The following is an 18,324-nucleotide window of genomic DNA, read 5'->3' on the forward strand; positions in this document are numbered from 1 at the left end:
CATGCAACAGACTTTGAATACCACCCTGCTGATCATTGGCGGCGGGCCCGGCGGTTATGTCGCGGCGATCCGCGCCGGCCAACTGGGCATCCCGACCATCCTCGTGGAAGGCCAGGCGCTGGGCGGGACGTGCCTGAACATCGGCTGCATTCCGTCCAAGGCGTTGATCCACGTGGCTGAGCAGTTTCATCAGGCGCAACACCACCGCCAGGGCTCAGCCCTCGGGATCACCGTGTCGTCGCCAGTGCTGGACATCGGCAAGAGCGTGGAATGGAAGAACGGCATCGTCGATCGCCTGACCACAGGCGTCGCGACACTGCTGAAAAAGCACAAGGTCCAGGTCATTCATGGCTGGGCCAAGGTGGTCGACGGCAAGACCGTTGAAGTCGGCGATAGCCGCATCCAGTGCGAACATTTGCTGCTGGCGACCGGCTCGAAAAGCGTCGACCTGCCGATGCTGCCCATCGGCGGGGCAATCGTTTCCTCCACCGAAGCCCTCGCTCCGACCTCGGTGCCCAAGCATCTGGTGGTGGTCGGTGGCGGTTACATCGGCCTGGAGCTGGGCATTGCCTACCGCAAGCTCGGCGCCGAGGTCAGCGTGGTCGAAGCCCAGGAACGGATCCTGCCGGCCTACGACGGCGAGCTGACCCAACCGGTGCATGAGGCGCTCAAGCAATTGGGCGTGAAGCTGTACCTCAAGCACAGCGTCGAGGGTTTCGATGCCCAGGCCAGCACGTTGCAGGTGCGTGACCCCGCCGGCGACACCTTGAACCTGGACACCGACCGGGTCCTGGTGGCGGTCGGTCGCAAGCCCAATACCCAAGGCTGGAACCTCGAAGCCTTGAACCTGGCGATGAACGGCTTGGCGCTGAAAATCGACAGTCGCTGCCAGACCAGCATGCGCAACGTCTGGGCCATCGGCGACCTGAGCGGCGAACCGATGCTCGCCCACCGGGCCATGGCCCAGGGCGAGATGGTCGCCGAACTGATCGCCGGCCAGCCTCGCGAGTTCAACCCGACGGCCATCGCGGCCGTGTGCTTCACCGATCCGGAGCTGGTGGTGGTGGGCAAGACGCCGGACGAAGCCAAGGCAGCCGGCCTGGATTGCATCGTTTCCAGCTTCCCGTTCGCCGCCAATGGCCGGGCGATGACCCTGGAATCGAAGAGTGGTTTTGTACGGGTGGTTGCCCGTCGGGACAACCATGTGATCGTTGGCTGGCAAGCGGTCGGTGTCGGCGTCTCGGAACTGTCCACCGCATTCGGCCAGTCCCTGGAAATGGGCGCACGGCTGGAAGACATCGCTGGCACCATCCATGCCCATCCGACACTGGGCGAGGCGGTGCAGGAAACGGCGCTGCGGGCGCTGGGGCATGCGTTGCATGTGTGACCTGAGGATCGTTCCCACGCTCCGCGGGGGAATGCAGCCAGGGACGCTCCGCGTCCCAAAGCCGAACGCGGAGCGTCCGTTGAAGTGTTCCCACGCGGAGCGTGGGAACAATCATGCGAGTGAGGCTGCGAAACACCCCCGGAATGAAGTATTGTTGTCCCCATCCAAAAAACGTCAGAAGCCTTGACCGTTTCGACGGCTACGAAGATATAGAGGGTGTCATGGGTAACGAGAGCATCAATTGGGACAAACTGGGCTTTGACTACATCAAGACCGACAAGCGCTACCTGTCGCACTGGCGCGATGGCGCCTGGGACGCCGGCACCCTGACCGACGACAACGTGCTGCACATCAGCGAGGGCTCCACCGCCCTGCACTACGGCCAGCAGTGCTTCGAAGGCCTCAAGGCCTATCGCTGCAAGGACGGCTCGATCAACCTGTTCCGCCCGGACCAGAACGCCGCCCGCATGCAGCGCAGCTGCGCCCGCCTGCTGATGCCGCACGTCGACACCGAACAGTTCATCGACGCCTGCAAGCAAGTGGTTCGCGCCAACGAGCGCTTCATCCCGCCTTACGGCACCGGCGGCGCGCTGTACCTGCGTCCCTTCGTGATCGGCGTGGGTGACAACATCGGCGTGCGCACCGCACCCGAGTTCATTTTCTCGGTCTTCTGCATCCCGGTCGGCGCCTACTTCAAGGGTGGCCTGACCCCGCACAACTTCCTGATCTCCAGCTTCGACCGCGCCGCCCCACAAGGCACCGGCGCGGCCAAGGTCGGTGGCAACTACGCCGCCAGCCTGATGCCCGGCTCCCAGGCCAAGAAGGCCAGCTTCGCCGACTGCATCTACCTCGACCCGCTGACCCATTCGAAAATCGAAGAAGTCGGCTCGGCCAACTTCTTCGGCATCACCCACGACAACAAATTCGTCACCCCCAACTCCCCTTCGGTCCTGCCGGGCATCACCCGCCTGTCGCTGATCGAACTGGCCAAGACCCGCCTGGGCCTGGAAGTGGTTGAAGGTGATGTGTTCATCGACAAGCTGTCGGACTTCAAGGAAGCCGGCGCCTGCGGTACCGCGGCGGTGATCAGCCCGATCGGCGGCATCAGCTACAAGGACAAGCTGCACGTGTTCTACAGCGAAACCGAAGTCGGCCCGGTCACCCAGAAGCTCTATAAAGAGCTGACCGGCGTGCAGACCGGCGACGTGGAAGCGCCGGCGGGCTGGATCGTCAAGGTCTGATCCCAGTTGTGGCGAGGGAAGCCTGCAGGAGCTGCCGAGTGCAGCGAGGCTGCGATCTTTTGATCTTTCACTTGAGACTCAAGTGTGAGGGGAGAGATCGCAGCCTCGCTTTGCTCGACAGCTCCTACGGGCCCATCGCGAGCAGGCTCCCGGTTGTTCATCAGGCTTGCGTTCAACGCAACTCTACGGTGGGAGCGAGCCTGCTCGCGATAGCGCCAGCGGGTTCAACATCCCTTTCTGCACTGACACCCAATCGCCCCACCATCTCCCGACGCCCCTTGGCCGTCACCGCCAATGCCCGGCTGTCCAGATCCTGGGTCACCCACTGACGCTTGATCGCCAGTTGCAGCAACGCCGCCCCCAATGCACCGCCCAGATGCGGCCGACGCATGCTCCAATCCAGGCAAGGGCAGGCGAATCGGCGTCGCTCACTGGCCAGGGCCTGGACGTCAATGCCCAGCGTCTCGAACAACGTCTTGCCGGATTCGCTCAGCCGATAATCCTGCCCTTCCACCTCCAGCAGCCATCCGGCGTCGAGCATGCGGTCATGCAACCGCACCGCCAGGGTGCCGGCCATGTGGTCGTAGCAGGTGCGGGCGAATTGCAGGCGATCCGGCGTGCGCGACACGAATGCCGGCGCGGGTTTCTGGCCAATCACCATCAGCGCTTCGAGGGCCTGGGCGACACGTTTGTCTGCCAGGCTGTAGTAGCGATGGCGTCCCTGGACATGCAGGCGCACCAGAGCCAGGTCCTTGAGCTTCGCCAGGTGGGCGCTGGCGGTGGAAGCGCTGACCTCGGCGATGCTCGCCAACTCCGTACTGGTGCGGGCATGACCGTCCATCAACGAACAGAGCATCCGGGTACGCGCCGGTTCGGCAATCGCCGCAGCCACCTGGGACACGCCAAGATCAGAGTGTTCTGCGCTCATATTTCGCTCCCGGACGAATCAAGCCATGGGTCAACGGGAGATAGTAGCAACACTTTCTCCACGCACAAGGCAGCGCTGCATGGACCCGATCACCGCCGCGACCCACTCCGACCCCTACCCTTACTACGCCAGCCTGCGAGCCGGTGGCGGGCTGGTTTTCGATCCGCAACTGAAGCTGTGGATCGCCAGCAGCGCCGAAGCGGCGTGCGCCGTGCTGCGTCACGCCGATTGCCATGTGCGCCCGGCCCACGAACCCGTGCCCAAAGCGATTGCCGATGGCCCTGCCGGTCGGGTATTCGGACGCCTGATGCGCATGAACGAAGGCGAGCGCCAGCGCTGCCCCCGGTCGGCGATTGCTCCGGCGCTGCAGGACATCGACCCGCAACAGGTAAAAGCACTGGTCAGGGCACGATTCAATGAAGGCGCCGAGGACCTGCATCACGGGCAATTCATCGGACCGGCCAGCGTGATAGCGGCGCTGCTCGGCTTCAGTCCGGCGGAAAGTCATCTGATCAGTGAACTGACGGGGGATTTCGTCGCCTGCCTGTCGCCCTTGAGTCAAACCGCGCAGTTGGACGCGGCGCACCGGGCCACCGGGCAACTGCAAACACTGATCCGGGAACGCATTGAAGCGCCGGACAGCCCTTTGCTGGCGCGCATTTGCCAGGGTTTGGAAGCCGACCCGGACAGTCTGATCGCCAACCTGATCGGCCTGCTTTCGCAAACCTATGAAGCCACGGCGGGCTTGATCGGCAACGCGTTGCTGGCGCTGATCCGCGATCCGGCATTGCGCCGGGCAGTCATGGCCGATCCCACGCAGATCAGCCCGTTGCTGGCCGAAGTCCAGCGCTTCGACCCTGGCGTGCAAAACACCCGCCGCTTCGTCGCCGCCCCCTGCGAAATCCTCGGCGCGACGCTGAACAGCGGTGATGTGATCCTGGTGCTGCTGGCCTCGGCCAACCGTGATCCACTGCTCAACCCGCAACCGGACGTCCTGTTGCTGGATCGCCCCAACCGCCGCAGTTTCAGCTTTGGCATCGGCCGCCATGAATGTCCCGGGCAAACCCTGGCGCTGAGCATCGCCCACGCCACGTTGGAGATGATGCTTGAACGCGAACCGCGATGGGATCGTCTGACCTGGCGCTACCGCCCTTCGCTCAACGGACGCATCCCGATATTCAGCGATCGGCCAGGCCATTAGCGCCCATCAATCGTCCCGGGTCAGCACTTCCAGCAGTTCGATTTCAAAGATGAGATTGGCGTTGGACTTGATGTGGGCGCCCATGGATCGCTCGCCGTAAGCCAGGTGCGCCGGCACAAGCAGCTTGCGCTTGCCGCCGACTTTCATGCCCATCAGGCCCAGGTCCCACCCCTTGATGACGCGCCCGGTGCCGATCACACACTGGAAGGGTTTGCCGCGACTGTAGGACGAATCGAACTCGGTGCCGTCCTCGAGGGTGCCGCGGTATTGAGTGGTAATCAGCGCGCCTTTGACTACGCTTTTACCGTCGCCCTGTTGCAGGTCGATGATTTGCAGTTCTTCGTTCATGGGCATTCCCGTGTGATTCCAGGCGCGGGTTTTCGCAGAAATCGGCGCGCCTGGCAACAGATAGCCTACAGATGAATCCCGCAAGCAGGAGGGAACCGCAACGCCCGCTTTGGTTCACATGGGTATCGACCCTGTATTCAGATAAGGATGTTCTGATGATCGACTCTCGCCCGCTCCACGGTTTCATCCCACCCTATATCCTCAATCGCATCATCGCCCACGGCTCCGAACAACAACGCTCCAGTGCCCTCGGCACCCTGACCCATGTGCGCAACCTGCGGCACAACCCCGGCCCGCCCAACAACCCACCCGCCGCGGCCGTGCTGCCCAAGCCGGGCAAGGCCGGACACCCACAGCGCAGCGTGCACGACGCCCAGAACAGAATGGATCTGCCCGGCCAGCCCATACGCCTCGAGGGCCAGCCGGCCAGTGGCGATGCGGCCGTGGACGAGGCCTATGACGCCCTGGGTGCCACCTACGATTTTTTCTGGAAGGTCCTGGGCCGCGACTCCATCGACAACAAAGGCTTTGCCCTGGTCGGCAGCGTGCATTATGGCGAGGGCTACGAAAACGCCTTCTGGAACGGCGCGCAGATGGTCTTCGGCGACGGTGATGGGGAAATCTTCCAGCGTTTCACCCGCTCCCTGGATGTGGTGGCCCACGAACTGGCCCATGGTGTCACCGAAAGCGAAGCCGGGCTGATCTATGCCAATCAATCCGGGGCCCTGAACGAGTCCATCTCCGATGTGTTCGGCGTGCTGGTCAAGCAGTTCGTCCTCGAACAGACGGCCGACCAGGCCGATTGGCTGATCGGCGCCGACCTGCTCACCGACAAGATCAACGGCGACGGCCTGCGCAGCATGGCCAATCCCGGCACCGCCTACGACGACCCGCTGTTGGGCAAGGACCCGCAGCCCGCTCACATGCGCCAGTTCGTCATCACCCGTGAAGACAACGGCGGTGTGCACATCAACTCCGGTATTCCCAACCGTGCCTTTTATCTGATAGCCACTGCCCTGGGCGGATTTGCCTGGGAAAAGGCCGGCCGGATCTGGTATGAAACCCTGTGCGACAGGAACCTGGCCAACGACGCGACCTTCAGTGCCTTCGCCCACCTGACCGTCGAGCATGCCCGCCGGCGTTTCGGCGAACGGGAGGTACGCGCAGTGCAGGACGGCTGGGCCCAGGTCGGCGTCAACCTGACCGAGGAGAGCTGATGAAAACCCTTCCAGACCTTGACGATAACGCCGTGGTCCGCCTGTCACGCCAGGGCGGCGTGGCAGCCATCCATGCCCTGACCCGCCCGCGGGAGATCGAATTCGCCCAATGCGACCTCGACCAGCGCACGCGTATCTGTTCGGTCCTGGAGGGTTGCCTGCCGCTGACCTCCTCCACCTCGGGCCGGGGCGATCAACGCTTCTTCCAGATCGAAGTGCGCTATCGCGCCAACGACCAGGACGATGAAATGGTGCTGCAAGTGCCCGAGGACCGGGCACCCGGCGAGCTGGTTCATCTGTGGGACAAGGGCGAAATACTCTGAAGGCCTAACGCGTGGCCGGAACGATCTTGACGATCGCGCCGGACACGGTTTCGATCAGCAGGTACTTGTCGTCGATATGCACCCATTGCTGGTCGTTTGTCGGCTGTTCGAGCTTCTTCTGTTTCCAGTCTTTCATGGCTCTGTCCGTGCGCTGGTAATCCGCGGGTACCCGGTCGTTCTCCACCAGCCTGCGGCCATTGCTCGGCGAATGCTCCAAGGCATCTCCGGTTTTCTCGACCGCTTGCGCAACAGGCCCAAGGGCTCCGAGGCCGGCGATCAGGACCAGGCTGGCGATCAGGGTTGGTTTGCGCATAGAAAAACTCCAGTTATCAGGGTACTGAATCTCCGACTTCAATGGCGGCGAATCATTCCCTTTACTGTAGCGACCCACCGGATGCACAAAACCTGTGGGAGCGAGCCTGCTCGCGATGGCAGCGGCACATTCGACATCATCTGCAACCGACCCACCGCTATCGCGAGCAGGCTCACTCCCACAAGGGAGTGGCGGTGGGTCTGAGTCTTGTGGTCGTCCCGGAACCCGTGTGGGAGCTAGCCTGCTCGCGATGACGGCGGCACAGCCAACATCACCCGCAACTGACCCACCGCTATCGCGAGCAGGCTCGCTCCCACAGGGGACGCTGTTTCAGACCACCACCAAGCGTGGTGCCTTGCGGATGTTTTGCAGGAACCGATCAGCCGGCAGCGGATGACCCAGCAGATAGCCTTGCAGCGAGTCGCAGCCCAGTTGGGTCAGGAAGTCCTGTTGCACATCGGTTTCCACCCCTTCGGCGACGATCCGCAGGCCAAGGGCCTGGCCGAGGGCGACGATGGCCGAGACGATGGCGGCGTCGTCGCTGTCGTGCTCCAGGTCCCGCACGAAGCCGCGATCGATCTTCAGCTCGTTGGCCGGCAGGCGCTTGAGGTACATCAGGCTCGAATAGCCGGTGCCGAAGTCGTCGATGGACAGGTCCACGCCCATGTCCGAAAGCTGCTGCAGCACTGTCATGCTGGCATCCGCGTCGCTCATGGCGGTGGTTTCGGTGATTTCCAGGGTCAAACTGTTGGGCTGCAGATGATGGGTCTCCAGCGCCTTGGCCACGCTTTGCACCAGCCCGGTGTGGCAGAACTGCAAGGCCGAGAGGTTCACCGCGATGCGCCAATCGGTATAGCCGAGCACGTACCATTCACGCATCTGGCGACAGGCCTCGTTCAGCACCCAATCGCCGATGGGAATGATCAGCCCGGTCTTTTCCGCCAGGTCGATGAAGGTGTCGGGCATCAACAGGCCCTGGGTCGGATGGTGCCAGCGCAGCAACGCCTCGGCGCCAACCGGACGACCGTTGGCCGCGTCGAACTTGGGTTGGTAATGCAAGCTGAACTGCCGCTGCTCGACGGCGAGGCGCAGATCCTGCAGCAACTGCAATTGCTTGCGGGCATTGCTGTTCATCGAGGCATCGAAAAAGCTGTAGCCGTTCTTGCCGGCACCTTTGGCGTGGTACATCGCCGCGTCGGCGTTCATCAGCAATTCTTCGGCGCTCAGGCCATTGCCCGGGAACAGCGCGATGCCGACGCTGGCGGAAATCTGCAGGTCATGCTCGGTGACCCGGAACGTGCGGCCGATCAACCCGACCTGGCGCGCCGCCAGCCGCAAGGCATCGTCAGGCTCGGCCAGTTGCACCAGCAGCACGAATTCATCACCGCCGATCCGCGCCAGGGTGTCCTGGCTTCGCAAGTCTTCGCGCAGGCGCAGGGCCACGTCCCGCAACAGCAAATCACCCATGTGATGACCAAAGGCGTCGTTGACCGGCTTGAAGCCGTCCAGGTCGATGAACATCAAGGCAAAGCAGCCACCCTGCTCCTGTACCCGGTGCATGGCCTGATCGATGCGGTCGGCCAGCAGCACCCGGTTGGGCAATCCGGTGAGGGGGTCGTGCAGGGCCAGTTGAGTCAGCTCCCGGTTCGCCAAAGTCAACGATTGGGCCAATTCTGCGGTACGGGCCTCAAGACGTGCATCGAGGATCGACGTGAGCAAGGCAATCGCCAGCACCGCCAACGTCGTGATCAGCACCACATTGTCCAGGCCTTTGCCGCTCAGGCCGTCGAGGGAACCACAGAAGCTGCCCTCCCTGAACTGCGCTCCGGCCATGCCGGTGTAATGCATGCCGACAATGGCGATGCCCATGATCACCGCGGCACCGGCACGGGCCAATCGCACGTGCGGACTGTTCTGGCGCAGGCGGAAGGCAATCCACAACGCCGCGGCCGAGGCCGCCACTGCAATCACCAGCGAAGCGCCGAACAGCGTCGGGTCATAATCGATCCCCGGCTGCATCCGCAGCGCCGCCATGCCGGTGTAATGCATGGCGCTGATGCCGGCACCCATGATCAGCGCGCCGAAAGCCAACTGCCAGGCAGGCAGACGTGGCTGGCTGACCAGCCATAGGGCGAAGCCGCTGGAAAGAATGGCGATCAGCAACGACAACGCGGTAATCGACACGTCGTAGCCAAGCTCCACCGGCAGGGTGAAAGCCAGCATGCCGATGAAGTGCATGGACCAGATCCCCACCCCCATCGCCAGCGCACCACCGGTCATCCAGAGGTGAGCTGCGCGACCACGGGTGGTAGCGATACGCCCGGCCAAGTCCAACGCGGTGTAGGACGCCAGTACCGCAACCAATAGGGAAATCAAAACAAGGGCGGGGGAATAACTGCCGATGAGCATGGGGAGTTTTCTCGTAGCTGAAACGCCGAACTGCCTCCATGCCCGGTTGAGGTCGGGATTGTACCCAATCGTGTCGCAGGGAAGTATCAAAAAGCCATCAGCCTGGGATATTTACGACGAAAGACACCTTGCGTTGCATGGAGATCATTGTGGCGGTGCCCTCATTTCGCGGGCAGGCTCGCTCCCACAGTTGGATCGGAGTACACCCGAAAGAGTCAGGTCGGCTGTAAGGCCGCCTTCGCGAGCAAGCCCGTTCCCACAATGGGATCGCCATGATGCAGTTAGCGCCTGCAACGACACTGGATCCGATCCGGTTCGGCTAAGCTTGCACACGACTTCAAGGAGAACGCCGCAATGACCCGCGCCACAACCACTGCATTACTGGTGATAGACGTCCAAAACGACTTCATCCCCGGCGGCCCGCTGGCCGTGCCGGGAGGCGACGAGATCGTGTCGCTGATCAACCGCTTGGGCCGCTCATTCAATCAGGTCATCCTCGCCCAGGACTGGCACCCGGCCGGGCACGCCTCGTTTGCGTCCAGCCACCCTGGCAAGCAACCCTTCGACACCACCCCGTTACCCTACGGCGAACAAACGCTGTGGCCCGACCACTGCATACAAGGCACCCAGGGCGCGGCGCTGCACCCGGCACTGGAGCTGCCCCACGCCCAATTGATCATCCGCAAAGGCTGCAACCCGGATATCGACAGTTATTCGGCCTTCATGGAGGCCGACCGCCGGACGCCCACCGGGCTGGCGGGCTACCTCAAGGAACGCGGCATCGACACCGTCTACGTGGTGGGTCTGGCCCTGGATTTCTGCGTGATGTTCACCGCCCTGGACGCCCGCACCGCTGGCTTCAACGCGTTCGTGGTGCTCGACGCGTGCCGGGGAATCGATATCGACGGCTCGATGGAAGCAGCGATCCGACGAATGCAGGCAGCAGGCGTGGAATTGATCCAGTCCAGCGCCATGACGGCCTGACCCGGTGCCCTTCCTCGCCCGCACCCACCCACGCCTTTCCGGCGCAACGGCCCTTGGCCTGATGGCGGGGCTTCTGGTTCCCGCGGATTCGGTCATCGGCAAAATCCTGATCGGCTGGAATATCGGCGTCTGGACGTACCTGGCGCTGATGTTCTGGCTGACCGTACGGGCCAAGGCCCCCGACGTCAGGCGCATCGCCGAAATCGAAGACGAAAATGCCGGGCTGGTCCTGCTGGTGGTCTGCATCGCGGCATTAGCCAGCCTGGCGACCATCACCTTCGAACTGGCCGGCAGCCGCGACCTGCAAACCGCGGGCAAGCTGATGCATTACGGCTTCACCGCGCTCACGGTGATCGGTTCATGGTTGCTGATCGGGATGATCTTCAGCGTGCATTACGCGCGGTTGTATTACACCTGGGACGGCAAGGAACCGGCGCTGCGGTTTGCCGAAGGGCTGACCACGCCCAATTATTGGGACTTCCTGTATTTCTCGTTCACCATCGGCGTGGCAGTACAGACGTCGGACGTGGGCGTTGCCACGCGGCAGTTGCGCAAGATCGTGCTGGCGCAGTCGTTGATCGGGTTCGTGTTCAACACGGCGATTCTCGGGTTCTCGATCAATATTGCGGCGGGGTTGTTTGGGTGATGAATCGACTCGGCTGTAGGAGCTGCCGAAGGCTGCGATCTTTTGATCTTTCGCTTGAGATTCAACTGGTAGTGGAAAGATCGCAGCCTCGTTGCACTCGACAGCTCCTACGGGGCGGGGTGAGTGGTGTCGGGCAGCCACAACCTGAAGCGGGCGCCGCCCAGCGGTGAGAGTTCGGCGGTCAGGGTGCCGCCCTGGGCTTCCAGGGCGCGGCGGCTGATGGCCAGGCCCAGGCCGAAGCCGCCCGTGGCGCGGTCGCGGCTGCGGTCCAGGCGGTAGAACGGCTCGAACACCCGCTCGCGCTCGCTGTCGGGAATGCCGATACCGTCGTCGTCAACCCAGATCTCACAGCCCTCGTCGCCCACCCGCACACCGACCTGGATCCGTTTCTCGCAGTAGCGCATGGCATTGCGCAACAGGTTCTGCAGTGCCCGGGCGGTCAGGCGTGGGTCGAGCACAAAACGCTCCAGCGCTCCATGCAAGAGCACGTCGATCACCACGTCCGGCGCCGCCAGATCCTCGTCGACGCTGCCCAGGATGCTGTCGATGAATTCGTCCAGTGGCACTTCGACTCGCTCCGGCAGACGCTCGGGGTTCTGCAACCGGCTGTAGGAGAGCAGTTCCAGCACCAACTCGTCCAGTTCGCGAATGTGCGCCACCAGCCCTTGCAGGCGCTCGCGGCTGGCCGGTGGCAGGTCGTCGGACAGCGCAAGGGCCAGGCCGAAGTCGAGCCGGGTCAAGGGCGTGCGCAGCTCATGGGAGACGGCGTTGAGCAGGTCTCGCTGCTGGTTGAGCAGACTCTCGATATCGCTGGCCATGGTGTCGAACACGTGGGCCAGGCTACCGATGTTCGAACTGGAAGCGATCTGCGTGCGCTCGCTCAAGTGGCCTTTACCGAAACGCTCAGCGGTGCTTCTGAGGCGCTCCAGATCACGCCAGTGCGGCCGCAGCCAGAGCAACAGGCACGCCAGCATCGTCGCGCCGATCAACACGTTGATGCTCCAGTACAACCAATTGACGTCGGCCGGGTCAGGGGGAACGATCATCTTGACCACCGTGCGCTCATCCAGCGGCGCCACCGCCAGGGTTCGCCAGGCCCAGTCGCCGAGGCGCACCACATTCTCGCCACGCTTGAGACGGGCCTGTTCATCGGCGCTGAAATCCGCGTCATCGATGGCGGCCAGTTGGATGTGCAGCGGTTCGAACGCCTTGTCCATCTGTGCCGCCAGCGCCGGCCATTGCTCGCTCGGCACGGCATGGAACTGCTGGGTCATGAGGGTTTGCAAGCCACGGGAATGATCGAGGTTGTAGCTCACGAACCGCTCATGGAACAGTCGGATCACCAGCTCCGGCATCAGGTAGATCGCGGCGCTGTAGGACACGATGGTGACCAGGTAAAGACGGATCAACAGCTTCCACATCGACTCAGCACTCCCACTCGGAGCGACTGAACAGATAGCCCTTGCCCCACACCGTCTTGATCTTGCGGGCTTCGCCGGCGTTGTCGTCGAACTTGCGGCGCAGCTTGGAAATCGCCACGTCCACCGAGCGGTCGGTGCCGTTGAACTCGATGCCGCGCAGGCGCTGCAGGATCTGGTCGCGGCTCAGCACTTCGCCGGAATGACGGGCCAGCACCACCAGCAGGTTGTATTCGCCGCTGGACAATTCCACCGCTTGCCCGCGCCAGGTCACGGTGCGTTCGGACAAATCGATGCACAGGTTGCCCATGAGGATGCGGTCGTTGGCTGTCTGCGGCTCGCTGAGGCTGCTGCGCCGCAGCAAGGTCCGCACCCGCGCCAGCAACACCCGCGGCTCGCACGGCTTGGTGACGTAGTCGTCGGCGCCCATTTCCAGGCCCAGCACCTGGTCGTGACTGTCGTCCCGGGCGGTCAGCATCAGGATCGGCAAGGTCGCCGAGTCGGCCCGCAGCAAGCGGCAGACCTGCAAGCCGTCCAGCCCCGGCAGCATCAGGTCGAGGATCACCAGGTCCGGCGGATCGACCCGCGCCCGCTCGCGCACATGATCGCCACGGCTGAGCACGCTGACCTGATAGCCGTTGCGTTCCAGGTAACTGGCGATCAGCTCAGAGAGGGCGGTGTCGTCTTCGACCAGGAGGATGTTGGGCATGGGTCTTCCAGAAAGTGCTGTGGCGCCTGTCGTACCGCTATCGCGAGCAAGCTCGCTCCCACAGGGTCTTGCTGCGACACAAAACCAATGTGGGAGCGAGCCTGCTCGCGATGAGGCCCTGCCAGGCGCAGAAAATCTCAAGCTGCCAAGGATATACGCCCTCACCCACCCACGAGCAAACCCCTTACACAATTTCACACACCCCCTACAAAGCTTTACCGCTTCGCCCAACCGCCAGCCATAGCATGGCGAGGTTGATCATTGGGAAAGCACCATGCCAAAGAACTCTTTCTCCATCCTGGGCCTGTTGCTCGGGGTACTGTCGTTGAGCGCCTGCGACAACGCCTCGGCGCCCACGGACGAAGCGCCGCGCCCTACCGTTGCCATCGAAACCGTCGAAGCCCGGCCGCTGTCCATCAGCAGCGAGTTGAGCGGGCGTATCGCCGCGCCGCGCATCGCCGAAGTCCGCGCGCGGGTGCCTGGCGTGGTGTTGCAGCGGGTCTACCGCGAAGGCAGCGATGTGAAAAAGGGCGACGTGCTGTTCCGCATCGACCCGGCGCCGTTCAAGGCCGACCTGGACAGCGCCGAAGCGGCGTTGCGCAAGGCCGAGGCCAACGCGTTCCAGGCCCGCTTGCAGGAACAGCGCTACGCCCGGTTGATCGAGGACAATGCCATCAGCGCCCAGGACTACGACAACGCCCGCGCCGCCGCCCGCCAGACCGCCGCCGATGTCGCCGCCAATAAGGCCGCCGTGGAGCGGGCCCGGTTGAACCTGGGTTATGCCACGGTCACCGCGCCGATTGCCGGACGCATCGGTCGGGCGCTGGTGACCGAGGGCGCGCTGGTCGGTCAGAACGAAACCACGCCGCTGGCCCTTATCCAGCAGCTCAACCCGATCCACGCCGACCTCACCCAATCGACCCGCGAACTCAACGAACTGCGCCGGGCCCTGCGTTCCGGCCAGTTGCAGCAGGTCGGCCAGGACCAGGCCAAGGCCACGCTGATCCAGGACGACGGCAGCCTCTATCCGCTGCCGGGCAAGCTGTTGTTCACCGACATCAGCGTCGACCCGGGCACCGGCCAGATCACCCTGCGCAGCGAATTCCCCAATCCCGACCTCGACCTGTTGCCCGGCAGCTTCGTGCGCGTGCGCCTGGAGCAGGCCTTCGACCGCCAGGGCATCAGCGTGCCGCAACGGGCCATCCAGCGTGACAGCGCAGGCACAGCCCAGGTGTTGCTGGTCGACGCCGAGCTGCAAGTCAGCCTGCAACCGGTGGAGCTGGGCGGCGTGCAGGACAACCGCTGGATCGTCACCCACGGCCTGAAGCCCGGCGACCGCATCGTCGTCGAAGGCCTGCAACATGCCCGCCCCGGTGAAAAAGTCCAGATCGACAACTCCCCTCTTCCACTTGCCCAGGCAGCTGGTCAGTAAGCAGGACGTTTCCCATGCCGCAGTTCTTTATCGACCGCCCGGTGTTCGCCTGGGTGGTCGCGCTGTTCATCCTGTTGGCCGGTGTGCTGGCGATCCCGCAATTGCCGGTGGCGCAGTACCCTGATGTCGCGCCACCGCAAATCGAGATTTCCGCCACCTACCCCGGCGCCTCGGCGCAAAGCGTGGACCAGAGCGTCGTCAGCCTGATCGAGGAAGAACTCAACGGCACCGACAACCTGCTGTACTTCGGCTCCCAGAGCAGCCTGGGCAGCGCCACCATCACCGCGACGTTCAAGCCTGGCACCAACCCGGAGCTGGCTCAGGTCGACGTGCAGAATCGCCTCAAGGCGGTGGAATCGCGCCTGCCCCAGGCGGTCACCCAACAAGGCTTGCAGGTGGATAAGGTCTCGGCCGGTTTCCTGCTGCTGATCACCCTTACGTCCAGTGACGGCAAGCTCGACGACGTCGCCCTCAGCGACTACCTGGCACGCAACGTGATGAATGAGATCAAGCGTCTGGACGGTGTCGGCAAGGCGCAGTTGTACGGCGCCGAACGGGCGATGCGGATCTGGATCGACCCGCAGAAACTGCTCGGCTTCAACCTGACCCCGGCCGACGTGAACGCCGCCGTCCAGGCCCAGAACGCCCAGGTTTCAGCGGGCAGCATTGGCGACTTGCCGAGCCGCGGCACCCAGGAAATCACCGCGACCATCCTGGTCAAGGGTCAGTTGTCGACACCGCAAGAGTTCGCCGACATCGTGCTCAAGGCCAATCCCGACGGCTCCACCGTACGCATCGGCGATGTGGCGCGGGTGGAAGTCGGCAGCCAGGAATATCAGTTTTCCACGCGGCTCAACGGCAAGCCGTCCACGGCCGTCGGCGTGCAACTGTCACCGGGGGCCAATGCCCTGAGCACAGCGACCCTGGTGCGGGCGAAGATGGACGAACTGGCGCGCTACTTCCCGGCTGGCGTGGAATACAAGATCCCCTACGACACCTCGCCATTCGTCAAGGTGTCCATCACCAAAGTGATCTACACCCTCGGTGAAGCCATGCTGCTGGTGTTCGCCGTGATGTTCCTGTTCCTGCAGAACATCCGCTATACCCTGATCCCGACCCTGGTGGTGCCGGTGGCGCTGATGGGCACATTCGCCACCATGCTCGCCCTGGGCTTCTCCATCAATGTGCTGACCATGTTCGGCATGGTGCTGGCCATCGGCATCCTGGTGGATGACGCCATCGTCGTGGTGGAGAACGTCGAACGGATCATGGCCAGCGAAGGCCTGTCGCCCAAGGAAGCGACGCGCAAGGCGATGCGGCAGATCACCGGCGCCATCATCGGCATCACCCTGGTGCTGGTGGCGGTGTTCATTCCGATGGCGTTTATGCAAGGTTCAGTAGGGGTCATCTATCGGCAGTTCTCGCTGTCCATGGCCACGTCGATCCTGTTCTCGGCGTTCCTCGCCCTGAGCCTGACGCCGGCGCTGTGCGCAACCTTACTCAAGCCCATCGGCCCGGGCGAACATCACGCCAAGGGCGGTTTCTTCGGCTGGTTCAATCGCCGCTTCGATCAATTGGGCGAGCGTTATCAAGGCTGGGTCGCCTATGCCCTCAAGCGCACCGGGCGCTACCTGTTGATCTACGGTGTGCTGCTGGTGGGCATGGGCCTGCTGTTCAGTCGCCTGCCCTCCTCGTTCCTGCCGGTGGAAGACCAGGGCTACACCATCACCGACATCCAGTTGCCACCCGGCGCGAGCAAGAACCGCACGGTGCGGGTGGTCGAGCAGATCGAAGCCCATAACGCCGGTGAACCGGGAGTGGGTGACAGCACGGTGATCCTGGGTTTCAGCTTCTCCGGCAGTGGGCAGAACGCGGCGCTGGCCTTCACCACGCTCAAGGACTGGTCGGACCGTGGCAACGACGACTCGGCCAGCGCCATTGCCGAGCGCGCCAACCAGGCCTTCAGTGGGATCAAGGACGCCATGGCCTTCGCCGTACTGCCGCCACCGGTGGATGGCCTGGGCACCTCCAGCGGCTTCGAGTTCCGCCTGCAGGATCGCGGCGGCCTCGGCCACGCGACGCTGATGCAGGCCCGCGACGAATTGCTCGCCGCCGCTGAAAAGAGCCCGCTGCTGATCAATGTGCGTGAAAGCGCCCTGGCCGAAGCACCGCAAGTGCAACTGGAAGTCGACCGCAAGCAGGCCAATGCCCTGGGGGTGTCCTTCGCCGACGTCGGCAACGTGCTGGCAACCGCCGTGGGTTCAAGCTATATCAACGATTTCCCCAACCAGGGGCGGATGCAGCGGGTGGTGGTCCAGGCCGAGGGCGACCAGCGCAGCCAGGTGGCCGATCTGCTGAAGATCCATGTGCGCAACGATGCCGGGAAAATGGTGCCGTTGTCGGCCTTCGTCCAGGCCAAATGGACCCAAGGCCCGACGCAACTGACCCGCTACAACGGCTATCCGGCCATCAGCATTTCCGGCGAACCGGCACCGGGCTACAGCACCGGCCAGGCCATGGCGGAAATCGAACGGCTGGTGGCCCAGGGCCCGACGGGACTGGGCCAGGAATGGACCGGCCTGTCCTTGCAGGAACGCCTGTCCGGCAGCCAGGCACCGATCCTGCTCGGCCTGTCCCTGCTGGTGGTGTTCCTGTGCCTGGCGGCGCTGTACGAGAGCTGGTCGATTCCGACGTCGGTGCTGCTGGTGGTGCCGCTGGGGGTACTCGGCGCGGTGCTGGCGGTGTCGTTGCGCGGCATGCCCAACGATGTGTTCTTCAAGGTCGGGCTAGTGACCATCATCGGCCTGTCGGCGAAGAACGCGATCCTGATCATCGAGTTCGCCAAGAGCCTGTACGACGAAGGCCATGACCTGATCGACGCCACCCTCCAGGCTGCACGCCTGCGTCTGCGGCCGATCATCATGACCTCCCTGGCGTTCATTCTTGGAGTGGTGCCCCTGGCAATCGCCACCGGGGCCAGTTCGGCGAGCCAGCAGGCCATCGGGACCGGGGTGATTGGCGGGATGATCAGCGCGACGTTGGCGGTGGTGTTTGTGCCGGTGTTTTTTGTCGGGGTGATGAGGCTGGTGCGCAAACCATAAAAGACCTTCGTTGCACACCTGGAAGAATGCGCGATGCGGCGTCATGCGTGAGACAAATCCACAAAAACAGCAGCTTGTAAACTGTTATAGGTGACAGTTTACAAGCCCTGGCCCAAGGGCTTTCATGGTTCATCCAGAATCACGGCTCACAGAGTCGCTGGATATCTCAATTCCAGCACGGAGATCGAATCCATGAATGCTGTCATCAACCAATTGAGTTTTGCCAAAGGCAATTATGTCACTGCGTCAGCTTTCTCAAACCATGGCAAGGAGTTCCCTGAGTTTGCTGCCACTTCGCGACTGATTGAAAAGAAAAAAGCGGGAGTCAAACAAACAGAAACCGTAGTGATTACGGCAGTTGATCGGGAGGAAAAACAGACAAGGGCATCGATTACATCCAAGCGTGAACTCATTATCAGCATTCCGGCCGATTATGAACCCGGCAGCTATGAGCTGAAAACACGCGATGATGTTAGTTTCAGCCTCAGAGAATCCGACCAGACTATCTATGAAGGTATTTCAGGGACAATTGATCTGGTACCGGCTCCGGAGGGAAATATCAAAGGCAAATTCAATGTCGATCTCGAGCTGCCGGATACCGATGGAGAAACCTTCATCCTGAAGGGCCAGTTCCAAGTGCTCAAGGCCAGGTAATCCGCTCTGGCGA

General features: G+C 63.0%; 16 protein-coding genes. 10 read left to right on the forward strand and 6 right to left on the reverse strand.

Annotation, left to right across the window (positions count from 1 at the left end; genetic code table 11):
* The first annotated feature begins 1 nt into the window (after position 1).
* Both lpdA and LOY67_RS16765 read left to right on the forward strand, forming a co-directional pair.
* Positions 2-1,387 (forward strand): dihydrolipoyl dehydrogenase, encoded by a 1,386-nt coding sequence (gene lpdA / locus LOY67_RS16760; RefSeq protein WP_265063551.1) that lies wholly within the window; start codon positions 2-4, stop codon positions 1,385-1,387.
* Between the two features lie 221 nt (positions 1,388-1,608).
* Positions 1,609-2,628 (forward strand): branched-chain amino acid aminotransferase, encoded by a 1,020-nt coding sequence (locus LOY67_RS16765; RefSeq protein ID WP_265063552.1) that lies wholly within the window; start codon positions 1,609-1,611, stop codon positions 2,626-2,628.
* A 172-nt stretch (positions 2,629-2,800) separates the two neighbouring features.
* On the opposite strand, the gene LOY67_RS16770 is transcribed toward LOY67_RS16765, so the two are convergent.
* Complete coding sequence (locus tag LOY67_RS16770; RefSeq protein WP_265063553.1) at positions 2,801-3,556, reverse strand: ArsR/SmtB family transcription factor; 756 nt, start codon at positions 3,554-3,556, stop codon at positions 2,801-2,803.
* A 79-nt stretch (positions 3,557-3,635) separates the two neighbouring features.
* On the opposite strand from LOY67_RS16770, the gene LOY67_RS16775 reads away from it, so the two are divergent.
* On the forward strand, positions 3,636-4,757 hold the full coding sequence (locus tag LOY67_RS16775; protein WP_265063554.1) for a cytochrome P450: 1,122 nt from the start codon (positions 3,636-3,638) through the stop codon (positions 4,755-4,757).
* Positions 4,758-4,763: 6 nt separating this feature from the next.
* Here LOY67_RS16775 and LOY67_RS16780 read toward each other — a convergent pair whose 3' ends face one another.
* On the reverse strand, positions 4,764-5,105 hold the full coding sequence (locus LOY67_RS16780; protein WP_265063555.1) for an FKBP-type peptidyl-prolyl cis-trans isomerase: 342 nt from the start codon (positions 5,103-5,105) through the stop codon (positions 4,764-4,766).
* A 155-nt stretch (positions 5,106-5,260) separates the two neighbouring features.
* Between LOY67_RS16780 and LOY67_RS16785 the strand changes: the two genes are divergently transcribed.
* Entirely contained in the window at positions 5,261-6,322 is a 1,062-nt protein-coding gene (locus LOY67_RS16785) for a M4 family metallopeptidase (RefSeq protein ID WP_265063556.1), read from the forward strand.
* Complete coding sequence (locus LOY67_RS16790; RefSeq protein WP_265063557.1) at positions 6,322-6,645, forward strand: protealysin inhibitor emfourin; 324 nt, start codon at positions 6,322-6,324, stop codon at positions 6,643-6,645. Before LOY67_RS16785 ends, LOY67_RS16790 begins: the two co-directional genes overlap by 1 nt.
* 4 nt (positions 6,646-6,649) lie before the next feature.
* Here the strand turns inward: LOY67_RS16790 and LOY67_RS16795 are convergent, their stop codons facing one another.
* On the reverse strand, positions 6,650-6,958 hold the full coding sequence (locus LOY67_RS16795) for an RcnB family protein (protein WP_265063558.1): 309 nt from the start codon (positions 6,956-6,958) through the stop codon (positions 6,650-6,652).
* Positions 6,959-7,288: 330 nt separating this feature from the next.
* Positions 7,289-9,367: a putative bifunctional diguanylate cyclase/phosphodiesterase gene (locus tag LOY67_RS16800; protein WP_265063559.1), complete on the reverse strand. Its 2,079-nt coding sequence runs from the start codon at positions 9,365-9,367 to the stop codon at positions 7,289-7,291.
* Between the two features lie 354 nt (positions 9,368-9,721).
* On the opposite strand from LOY67_RS16800, the gene pncA reads away from it, so the two are divergent.
* Both pncA and LOY67_RS16810 read left to right on the forward strand, forming a co-directional pair.
* The gene (gene pncA, locus LOY67_RS16805; RefSeq protein WP_265063560.1) at positions 9,722-10,351 is read left to right on the forward strand and encodes a bifunctional nicotinamidase/pyrazinamidase; all 630 of its coding nucleotides are present in this window, start codon (positions 9,722-9,724) and stop codon (positions 10,349-10,351) included.
* 4 nt (positions 10,352-10,355) lie between these two features.
* Positions 10,356-10,997, forward strand: coding sequence for a DUF1345 domain-containing protein (locus LOY67_RS16810; protein ID WP_265063561.1), 642 nt, complete (start codon positions 10,356-10,358; stop codon positions 10,995-10,997).
* Positions 10,998-11,104: 107 nt separating this feature from the next.
* Here LOY67_RS16810 and LOY67_RS16815 read toward each other — a convergent pair whose 3' ends face one another.
* A complete protein-coding gene (locus LOY67_RS16815) occupies positions 11,105-12,418 on the reverse strand; it encodes an ATP-binding protein (protein WP_265063562.1) in 1,314 nt (437 codons plus the stop codon).
* A 4-nt stretch (positions 12,419-12,422) separates the two neighbouring features.
* Entirely contained in the window at positions 12,423-13,124 is a 702-nt protein-coding gene (locus tag LOY67_RS16820; protein ID WP_024777367.1) for a response regulator transcription factor, read from the reverse strand.
* 274 nt (positions 13,125-13,398) lie between these two features.
* Here LOY67_RS16820 and LOY67_RS16825 point away from each other — a divergent pair, with 274 nt between their 5' ends.
* The 3 genes from LOY67_RS16825 (at position 13,399) to LOY67_RS16835 (ending at position 18,311) form a co-directional block, all read left to right on the forward strand.
* On the forward strand, positions 13,399-14,556 hold the full coding sequence (locus tag LOY67_RS16825) for an efflux RND transporter periplasmic adaptor subunit (RefSeq protein ID WP_265063563.1): 1,158 nt from the start codon (positions 13,399-13,401) through the stop codon (positions 14,554-14,556).
* A 14-nt stretch (positions 14,557-14,570) separates the two neighbouring features.
* On the forward strand, positions 14,571-17,657 hold the full coding sequence (locus LOY67_RS16830) for an efflux RND transporter permease subunit (protein WP_265063564.1): 3,087 nt from the start codon (positions 14,571-14,573) through the stop codon (positions 17,655-17,657).
* Positions 17,658-17,849: 192 nt separating this feature from the next.
* Positions 17,850-18,311: a hypothetical protein gene (locus tag LOY67_RS16835; RefSeq protein WP_265063565.1), complete on the forward strand. Its 462-nt coding sequence runs from the start codon at positions 17,850-17,852 to the stop codon at positions 18,309-18,311.
* Positions 18,312-18,324 lie beyond the last annotated feature (13 nt).

It is taken from the genome of Pseudomonas sp. B21-056 (genome assembly GCF_026016325.1).
Lineage (GTDB): Bacteria > Pseudomonadota > Gammaproteobacteria > Pseudomonadales > Pseudomonadaceae > Aquipseudomonas.

What these genes read in the sequence shown, in the direction of transcription:
- lpdA (WP_265063551.1), top strand. Translation starts at nt 2, where the DNA reads ATGCAACAGACTTTGAATACCACCCTGCTGATCATTGGCGGCGGGCCC.
- LOY67_RS16765 (WP_265063552.1), top strand. Translation starts at nt 1,609, where the DNA reads ATGGGTAACGAGAGCATCAATTGGGACAAACTGGGCTTTGACTACATC.
- LOY67_RS16770 (WP_265063553.1), bottom strand. Translation starts at nt 3,556, where the DNA reads ATGAGCGCAGAACACTCTGATCTTGGCGTGTCCCAGGTGGCTGCGGCG.
- LOY67_RS16775 (WP_265063554.1), top strand. Translation starts at nt 3,636, where the DNA reads ATGGACCCGATCACCGCCGCGACCCACTCCGACCCCTACCCTTACTAC.
- LOY67_RS16780 (WP_265063555.1), bottom strand. Translation starts at nt 5,105, where the DNA reads ATGAACGAAGAACTGCAAATCATCGACCTGCAACAGGGCGACGGTAAA.
- LOY67_RS16785 (WP_265063556.1), top strand. Translation starts at nt 5,261, where the DNA reads ATGATCGACTCTCGCCCGCTCCACGGTTTCATCCCACCCTATATCCTC.
- LOY67_RS16790 (WP_265063557.1), top strand. Translation starts at nt 6,322, where the DNA reads ATGAAAACCCTTCCAGACCTTGACGATAACGCCGTGGTCCGCCTGTCA.
- LOY67_RS16795 (WP_265063558.1), bottom strand. Translation starts at nt 6,958, where the DNA reads ATGCGCAAACCAACCCTGATCGCCAGCCTGGTCCTGATCGCCGGCCTC.
- LOY67_RS16800 (WP_265063559.1), bottom strand. Translation starts at nt 9,367, where the DNA reads ATGCTCATCGGCAGTTATTCCCCCGCCCTTGTTTTGATTTCCCTATTG.
- pncA (WP_265063560.1), top strand. Translation starts at nt 9,722, where the DNA reads ATGACCCGCGCCACAACCACTGCATTACTGGTGATAGACGTCCAAAAC.
- LOY67_RS16815 (WP_265063562.1), bottom strand. Translation starts at nt 12,418, where the DNA reads ATGTGGAAGCTGTTGATCCGTCTTTACCTGGTCACCATCGTGTCCTAC.
- LOY67_RS16820 (WP_024777367.1), bottom strand. Translation starts at nt 13,124, where the DNA reads ATGCCCAACATCCTCCTGGTCGAAGACGACACCGCCCTCTCTGAGCTG.
- LOY67_RS16825 (WP_265063563.1), top strand. Translation starts at nt 13,399, where the DNA reads ATGCCAAAGAACTCTTTCTCCATCCTGGGCCTGTTGCTCGGGGTACTG.
- LOY67_RS16830 (WP_265063564.1), top strand. Translation starts at nt 14,571, where the DNA reads ATGCCGCAGTTCTTTATCGACCGCCCGGTGTTCGCCTGGGTGGTCGCG.
- LOY67_RS16835 (WP_265063565.1), top strand. Translation starts at nt 17,850, where the DNA reads ATGAATGCTGTCATCAACCAATTGAGTTTTGCCAAAGGCAATTATGTC.